This window comes from Variovorax sp. 20P10.2.4 (assembly GCF_058244205.1).
In genome coordinates this window covers 1-7975 of sequence record NZ_JBZAYE010000333.1, presented here as the reverse complement: position 1 = coordinate 7975, position 7975 = coordinate 1, and the positions used below count along the sequence as shown (strand labels likewise).

The following is a 7975-nucleotide window of genomic DNA, read 5'->3' as shown; positions in this document are numbered from 1 at the left end:
CACCGCCATGGAAGCTGCCACCGCGCGGAGCGCCGGCACCCGGGCCGGGACCGCGTGCACCGCGGTCGTTGAAGCCGCTGGCATTGGCGTAGCCGTTGCCACCGCCATTGCCGCCGCGGTAGCCACCGCCGCCGTTGCCCTGGCGACGATCGCCGCCACGGCCGCGGCCGCCGAAGTCGCCCTGCGGGCGCGATTGCGGCATGCGCTGCTGCGGTTCCATGCCGGGGATCACCTCGGCCTTGAACTGCTGGCGGCTGTACTGCTCGATGTCCATGATCCGGCGGCGGTCGCGGAACTCGGCGAAGGTGATCGCCAGGCCGTCGCGGCCGGCACGGCCGGTGCGGCCGATGCGGTGGGTGTAGTCCTCGGCCTTCATCGGCAGGCCGAAGTTGAAGACGTGGGTGATGGTCGGCACGTCGATGCCGCGCGCGGCCACGTCGGTCGCCACCAGGATCTGCACCTGGCCCTGGCGCAGCGCCATCAGGCGGCGGTTGCGCAGGCCCTGGCTCAGCGCGCCGTGCAGCGCCACGGCACTGAAGCCGTCCTGCTGCAGGTCGTTGGCGAGGCCGTCGCACTCGACCTGGGTGCTGGCGAACACGATCGCCTGGTTGATGCTGGTGTCGCGCAGCCAGTGGTCGAGCAGCTTGCGCTTGTGGGCGGCGTTGTCGGCCCAGAACAGCGACTGCTTGATGTTGGCGTGCTTTTCCTGCGGGCTGTCGATCGTCACGCGCTGCGGCTCGCGCATCACGCGCTGGGCCAGCTGCTGGATGCGCGGCGCGAAGGTGGCGCTGAACATCATGGTCTGCTGGCGCTCGATGGTGAGCTGGTTGACTTCGGCCAGGTCGTCGGCGAAGCCCAGGTCGAGCATGCGGTCGGCCTCGTCGACCACCAGGAACTTGACCTTGTCGAGCTTGATCTGCATCGAGCGCTGCAGGTCGAGCAGACGGCCCGGCGTGGCGACCACGAGGTCGGCGTTCTGCAGGCGAGCGATCTGCAGCTGGTAGGGCATGCCACCGACCACGTTGGCGATGCGCAGGCCACGGCAGTGGCGCACCAGTTCGATGGCGTCGTGCGCGACCTGCTGCGCGAGTTCGCGCGTCGGGCACAGCACCAGGGCGCCGGGGGTGGCGGCCTTGAAGTTGCGGTTGCTGGTCGGGTTGACGCGCTTGGGCCGCTTGGGCGGCGCTTCGCCGCGTTCGGCGGCTTCGGCCGCGAGGCGGTCGAATTCGGCGCGCTCGGCGGCGGCTGCTTCGGCCTGGCGGCGGATCAGCGTGTGCAGCACGGGCAGCAGGAAGGCCGCGGTCTTGCCGCTGCCGGTCTGGCTCGAGACCATCAGGTCGACGAAACGGGCCGATTCGTCGCCGCGGGCCAGCGGGATCACCTTTTCCTGCACGGTCGTGGGCTGGTGGAAGCCCAGGTCCACGACGGCAGCGATCAGTTCGGGTGCGAGGCCCAGCGGAATGAATCCGTTGGGGCCGCGCGGTGCCTCGGGTGCGTCGGACGTCTGCGCGTCCTGATCGGCAACTTCGAGGACTTCGTTGGCCTCGGTGCTGGCGGCGTCGAGCGCCTCGAGCACGGGCACTTCGGAGGTGACAGCGGAAAATTCGTTGTTGTGAATCGATTGCACAGGCGCGAGCTCGCGCTGCGCTTCAAAAGCGTCGGTCATGAATGTCAAATTTCAAACGCGAGCGCAGCCGTGGGCGGCGCCCCGTTGGTGGTTAAAAACATCAACCATCCAACGACATTCAGCTTCCGGTTCTGAAACCCGAGGCTGCGGCCCTTTTTGATCGATCCATGCGATCGGGCGCGGTGTGCAAGATAGGGAGATGCGGGATATGCCGGCGGGGAACCGATTCTGCTCATGCACGCGCCATCCTTTTTGAAGAATGGCCGGGCACCCCGGTCAGCGAAGCCCACGATTATGACATGCATCGGGGTTTTTACCTAATCCCCGCACGCAATGGGATTTTTGGCCGTTGTTCCGGCCCACCAGGCCTCAGTCGGTCAGGCGCAGGAAGGTCTCGCGGTAGTGCGCCAGTTCCTCGATCGACTCGTGCACGTCGGCCAGCGCCGTGTGGGCCTGCTGCTTCTTGAAGGCGTTGTAGGCCGCGGGCTTCCAGCGCTTGGCAAGCTCCTTGAGCGTGCTGACGTCGAGGTTGCGGTAGTGGAAGTAGGCCTCGAGCTTGGGCATGTACTTGACCAGGAAGCGCCGGTCCTGGCCGATGGTGTTGCCGCACATCGGCGAGCCGCTCCTGGGCACGTAGCGCGCGATGAATTCGATCAGCTGCTGCTCGGCCGTGGCTTCGTCGACGGTGGAGGCCTTGACCTTGTCGATCAGGCCGCTGCGGCCGTGCGTGCCCTTGTTCCAGGCATCCATGCCGTCGAGCACGGCGTCGCTCTGGTGGATGACCAGCACCGGGCCGTCGATGCGCGGCGTGAGGTCGGGGCCGGTGATGACCACGGCGATCTCGAGCAGGCGTTCCTTCTCGGGGTCGAGCCCGCTCATCTCGCAATCGAGCCAGACCAGGTTCTGGTCGCTTTTCTTCAGGGTGGGGACCGCTGCGGCGGCCGTGGAGGCGGAGGATTCGGGCATCGCGGGATTGTCGCCGATGGCCCTGGGGCCTTGGATGCGAGGACTAAACTCCGCCCCCTATGTCCTATTCGCTTCTCTTCACCATCGCCTTTGCCGCCGCGCTGGTGGCCGGCCTGCTCGTGAAGTTCTGGCTGGCCTCGCGGCAGGTCCGGCACGTGGCGCGGCATCGCGGCGAGGTGCCCGAGGCCTTCGCGCAGACGATCAGCCTCTCGGCGCACCAGAAGGCGGCCGACTACACGGTGGCGAAGGCCCGCTTCGGACTGATCGAGATGGCCTGGAGCACGGCGCTGCTGCTGGGCTGGACCTTGCTCGGCGGCCTCGACCTGCTCAACAAGGTGCTGCTGGCCTGGCTCGGCGGCGGCATGGTGCAGCAACTGGTGCTGCTGGCGGCCTTCGCGGCCATCGGCGGCCTGCTCGAACTCCCGTTCACGCTGTGGCAGACCTTCAGGCTCGAGGAACGCTTCGGCTTCAACAAGATGACCTGGGGCCTCTGGCTGCGCGACACGGTCGTCTCGACGCTGGTCGGCGCGGCCATCGGGCTGCCGATCGCGGCACTGATCCTGTGGATCATGGGCGCGACGGGCACGCTGTGGTGGCTCTGGGCCTGGGCCGCGTGGATGGGCTTCAACCTGCTGCTGATGCTGGTCTATCCGATGTTCATCGCACCGATCTTCAACAAGTTCCAGCCACTGGACGACCCGACGCTCAAGGCCCGCGTCACCGCGCTCATGAGCCGCTGCGGCTTCCGCGCCAAGGGCCTGTTCGTGATGGACGGCAGCCGCCGCAGCGCGCATGCCAACGCCTACTTCACCGGCTTCGGCGCCAGCAAGCGCGTGGTGTTCTACGACACCCTGCTGCGCCAGCTCAATGCCGGCGAGGTCGAGGCGGTGCTCGCGCACGAGCTCGGCCACTTCAAGCACCGCCACATCGTCAAGCGGCTGGTCGCGATGTTCGCGCTGAGCCTCGCGGGCTTCGCGTTGCTGGGCTGGGTTTCGACCCAGGCCTGGTTCTACACGGGCCTGGGCGTGCAACCCAACATGTCGATGACGGCGCCCAACAGCGCGCTGGCGCTGCTGCTGTTCATGCTCGCGGTGCCGGTGTTCGGCTTCTTCGTCGCGCCGCTGTCGGCGCGGCTGTCGCGCAGGCACGAGTTCGAGGCCGACGCCTACGCCATCGCCCAGACCAGCGGCGCCGACCTTTCGGCCGCGCTGCTCAAGCTCTACCAGGACAACGCCTCGACCCTCACCCCCGACCCGGTGTTCGTCAAGTTTTACTACTCTCACCCGCCCGCCTCCGAGCGCCTCGCGCGCATGCTGGCGACCGCCTGAGCGCCATCTCTTTTCCGTCTCCCCGCACCACTTTTCGAAAGCCGCGCCATGAGCACCGCCAGCATGTTGAAGATCAAGGACTGGAAGTCCATCCCCCGCAAGGCACTGAGCGCGACCGAGATCGTCTCGGCGCTCGCGCGGCTCGAAGGCTGGAAGCTCAGCGGCGACGGCGCGAACGTCGCGATCGAGAAGACTTACAGCTTCACGAACTACTTCGAGACCATCGCCTTCGTGAACGCCCTGGCCATGGTGGCCCATACGCAGGACCACCACCCCGACCTGTCGGTGCACTACAACCGCTGCGTGGTGCGCTTCAACACGCACGACGTCGGTGGCATCTCGGTCACCGACTTCGATTGCGCACGCCAGGCCGATGCGCTACTGGCGGCCGCCGCGCCCACGGCATGACCGGAGCGATCGCCTTTGGCTAAGCCGGGCCGCGAGCGCCAGCAGGGCCGAGCCTCGGCCGATGCGCTGCACGACGGCCTCGTGGTGGCCAGCCACGGCCGCCACTGCCTGGTCGAGACGCCCGAAGGCGAACGACGCATCTGCCATCCGCGCGGCAAGAAGAGCCAGGCCGTGGTCGGCGACCGCGTGCGCTGGCAGGCCAGCGAGGACGAAGGCACGATCGAGCAGGTGGTGCCGCGGCGCAACCTGTTCTACCGCCAGGACGACATCCGCACCAAGTCCTTCGCGGCCAACCTCGATCACGTGCTGATCCTGATCGCGGCCGAGCCCGAGTTCTCCGAACACCAGCTCGCGCGCGCCCTGATCGCGGCCGAGGCCGAGCGCATCACGCCGATCATCGCGCTCAACAAGAGCGACCTGGTCGAGCCCTTCGAGCGCGCCTGGCGCAAGCTCGCGCCCTACCGGCGCATGCACCACGGCGTGCTGCCGCTGTCGCTCAAGGCCTCGGGCGAGGTCGACCACGCCTCGCTGACGCAGCGCCTCGCGGGCAAGACCACGCTGGTGCTCGGCCCCTCGGGCGCGGGCAAGAGCACGCTGATCAACCTGCTGGTGCCGGGCGCCACCGCGCTCACCGGCGAGATCTCGCAGGCGCTCAATTCGGGCAAGCACACCACCACCAGCACCACCTGGTATTGGGTCGACGCGGCGCGCAGCACCGCGCTGATCGACTCGCCGGGCTTCCAGGAATTCGGCCTGAACCACATCGCGCCGATGCAGCTCGCGGGCCTGATGCCCGACATCGCCGAGCATGCGGGCGACTGCAAGTTCTACAACTGCACCCACCTGCACGAGCCGGGCTGCGGCGTGATCGCGCACGTGGAGTCGGCGGCCAACGACGGGCCGATCAGCGCCTCGCGCTACAAGATCTACGGCGATCTGTTCGCGGAGCTCAGCGAGACGCGCTACTGAGCCTGCAGGATCTCGCGCAGCCGTTCCACCAGCACGCTGCATTGCGCGCGCGTGCCGATGCTGATGCGCAGGTACTGCGCGATGCGCGGCTGGCGGAAGTGCCGCACCAGCACCGAGCGCTCGCGCAATGCGGCGGCCAGTTCGGCGGCGTCGCGCGACGGATGCCGCGCGAACACGAAATTGGTCTGCGAAGGCAGCACCTCGAAACCCAGGTCCTCGAGCTGCAGCACCAGCCCCTCGCGGGTGTCGACCACGTCGTCGCGCGTCTTGCGGAACCAGTCCTCGTCCTCGAGCGCCGCCACGGCGCCGGCGCTCGCGAGCCGGTCGAGCGGGTAGGAATTGAAACTGTCCTTCACGCGCACCAGCGCATCGATCAGGTGTGCCTGGCCGCAGGCAAAGCCCACGCGCAGGCCGGCCAGCGAACGCGACTTCGAGAGCGTCTGCACCACCAGCAGGTTGGCATGGTGCGGGATCAGCGAGAGCGCGCTCTCGGCGCCGAAATCGACATAGGCCTCGTCCACCAGCACCACGCGCTCGGGACAGGCGCGCAGCAGTTCCTCGATGCGCGCCAGCGGCAGGCCGATGCCGGTGGGGGCATTCGGGTTGGCAACGACGACGCCCGCGCAGCCTTCGCGCGCACGATCGGCCATGGCATCGACGTCGATGCGCAGGCCCTCGTCGACCGGCAACTGCTCGCAGGCGATGCCGTAGAGCTGCGCATAGACGCGGTAGAAGCTGTAGCTGATGTCGGGCATCAGCAGCGGCTCGCGCTGCTGGAAGAAGGCGAAGAAGGCGTGGGCCAGCACCTCGTCGGAACCGTTGCCCGCGAAGACCTGCTCGACCGCGAGCCCGTGGCGGCGCGCGACGGCTTCGCGCAAGGTCATCGATGTTGGGTCGGGGTAGAGCTCGAGGCCGTTCTCGGCCGCCTCGCGGATCGCCTGGATGGCGCGCGGCGACGGCGGGTACGGGTTCTCGTTGGTGTTGAGCTTCACCAGGTCCCGGATGCGCGGCTGCTCGCCGGGCACGTAGGGTTCGAGGCCCGCGATGCGCGGGCTCCAGAACGAAGGCGCGCGCCTGGCCGCCGGATCGATCGAGTCGGCCATGGGCTCAGCCCAGCAGGCGCGCGAGCGTCAGCAGCGCGAGCAGCACCATCCACATCACGACCGAGCGCCAGACCAGGCCCACCACGCTGCGCAGGTGGCCGGGCTCGGGCTCGCGGCCCGGCGTGCTGCCGCTGTCGGTGCGCCGGGTGTCGGCGAAGGATTCGCCGGCCTGCGCGCGCGGCAGCGGATCGACGCTGGGAATCGGCCGCAGCCGGCCGCCGCCCAGGCGCACGTTGACCGCGCCCGAGGTGGCCGCGAGGATCACGCCGTCGTTCTCGCTCGGAAAGCGGCGCGCGTCGTTGCGCCAGCAGTCGATGGCTTCCTCGAAGCTGCCCACCACCGCGAAGCCCAGCGCCGTGATGCGCGCGGGCAGCCAGTCGATCGCATGCCAGGCGCCGTCGGCGGCCTGCTGCACCGATTCGCTCGAGGGCTGCACAGCGGCGCCGTTCTTGTGCAGCCAGTAGCGCGCGACGAATTCGCTCATGCGGTAGAAGACCGCGCCGGCCGGCCCCAGGCCGACCGCGGCGAGCACCGAGAACCAGGCCAGCACGCCGAACACGTGGCGATGCGCGGCGATCACCGAATGCTCGATCACGTGGCGCACGATCTCGCTGCGCGGCAGCTCGGCGGCGTCCACGCCCTGCCAGTGCGCGAGCAGCGAGCGCGCCAGCGGCTCGTCGCCTTCGTCGAGGGCGTCGCGGATGTCGGTGAAGTGATGGCTGAACTGGCGAAAGCCCAGGGTGACATAGAGCACCGCGATGCTCCAGAGCACCGCGAACGGCAGCCCCAGCGTGAGCACCAGCAGCCAGTGGATGCCGAGCGCGAGCAGCGTCGGCACGAAGACCGCGAGACCCCAGGCGATCCATCCATGGTGCGGCTTGCCCGCGTCGAAGTTGCGGCTGGTCCAGCGCGTCCATGCGAGCACGCCGCCATACACGGGGTTGTGCGGGGCCAGCGGCCGCACCTGCTCGATCAGCAACGCACACAGGATGGCGAAGAAGCTCATCCAGAGATGATAGCGAGACAGCCCCGTCGTTCGGGGCTTGCGGGCCTATGAGACCGGCAGAAGTCGACGTTTCTTCAGGCGGCTCAGGCGCTCAGGAAGCGGTAGAGATTGCGCAGCATGCCGGCCGTGGCGCCCCAGACGAAGCGCTCCTCGCTGCCGTCCTGGTAGGGCATCGAGTACCAGTGCCGCTGCGTGCCGTCGCCTGCGGGCACGGCATGGCGGCGATGGTTGGCCGGGTCCATGAGCCAGCCCAGCGGGACCTCGAAGGCCTGCGCGACCTCGTAGGGGTTGATCGTGAGCTCGAAGCCGGGCTCGACCAGCGACACCACCGGCGTGACGATGAACGAGGTCACCGTGGTGTAGGTCGGCAGGCTGCCGAGCACCTCGATGTAGCTGGCCGACAGGCCGACCTCTTCCCAGGCCTCGCGCAGCGCGGCGGCCGCGATGTTGGCGTCCTCTGGATCGACGCGGCCGCCCGGGAACGCGACCTGGCCCGAATGGGTCGACAGGTTCGCGGTGCGCTCGGTGAGCAACACGGTCGGGCCCTGCGGGCGTTGCACGATCGGCA

8 protein-coding genes are annotated in these 7975 nt (G+C 68.5%); 3 read left to right on the top strand and 5 right to left on the bottom strand.

What is annotated here, in order from left to right; translation table 11 throughout:
- Positions 1-1666: DEAD/DEAH box helicase (locus AC27VN_RS25705; protein ID WP_490878352.1), on the bottom strand; the 1666-nt coding region annotated here is incomplete at its 3' end.
- Between the two features lie 330 nt (positions 1667-1996).
- The gene (gene orn, locus AC27VN_RS25700) at positions 1997-2593 is read right to left on the bottom strand and encodes an oligoribonuclease (protein ID WP_093348918.1); all 597 of its coding nucleotides are present in this window, start codon (positions 2591-2593) and stop codon (positions 1997-1999) included.
- A 59-nt stretch (positions 2594-2652) separates the two neighbouring features.
- Here orn and AC27VN_RS25695 point away from each other — a divergent pair, with 59 nt between their 5' ends.
- From AC27VN_RS25695 to rsgA, 3 genes are read left to right on the top strand one after another with little or no spacing between them, the layout of a single operon-like run.
- A complete protein-coding gene (locus AC27VN_RS25695) occupies positions 2653-3921 on the top strand; it encodes a M48 family metallopeptidase (RefSeq protein ID WP_490878351.1) in 1269 nt (422 codons plus the stop codon).
- Between the two features lie 48 nt (positions 3922-3969).
- Positions 3970-4329 carry a 4a-hydroxytetrahydrobiopterin dehydratase gene (locus tag AC27VN_RS25690; protein ID WP_490878350.1) on the top strand — a complete coding sequence of 120 codons (360 nt, stop codon included), beginning with the start codon at positions 3970-3972 and terminating at the stop codon, positions 4327-4329.
- A 15-nt stretch (positions 4330-4344) separates the two neighbouring features.
- A complete protein-coding gene (rsgA, locus tag AC27VN_RS25685; protein WP_490878349.1) occupies positions 4345-5298 on the top strand; it encodes a ribosome small subunit-dependent GTPase A in 954 nt (317 codons plus the stop codon).
- Here rsgA and hisC read toward each other — a convergent pair.
- The 3 genes from hisC to AC27VN_RS25670 form a co-directional block, all read right to left on the bottom strand.
- Positions 5292-6401: a histidinol-phosphate transaminase gene (gene hisC, locus AC27VN_RS25680; protein ID WP_490878348.1), complete on the bottom strand. Its 1110-nt coding sequence runs from the start codon at positions 6399-6401 to the stop codon at positions 5292-5294. The genes rsgA and hisC overlap by 7 nt on opposite strands.
- A gap of 4 nt (positions 6402-6405) precedes the next feature.
- Positions 6406-7407, bottom strand: a complete 1002-nt coding sequence (locus AC27VN_RS25675; protein WP_398499612.1) for a CobD/CbiB family protein — start codon at positions 7405-7407, stop codon at positions 6406-6408.
- Positions 7408-7490: 83 nt separating this feature from the next.
- Positions 7491-7975, bottom strand: a 485-nt coding sequence (locus tag AC27VN_RS25670; RefSeq protein WP_490878347.1) for a CoA pyrophosphatase, incomplete at its 5' end; no start/stop codon positions are given.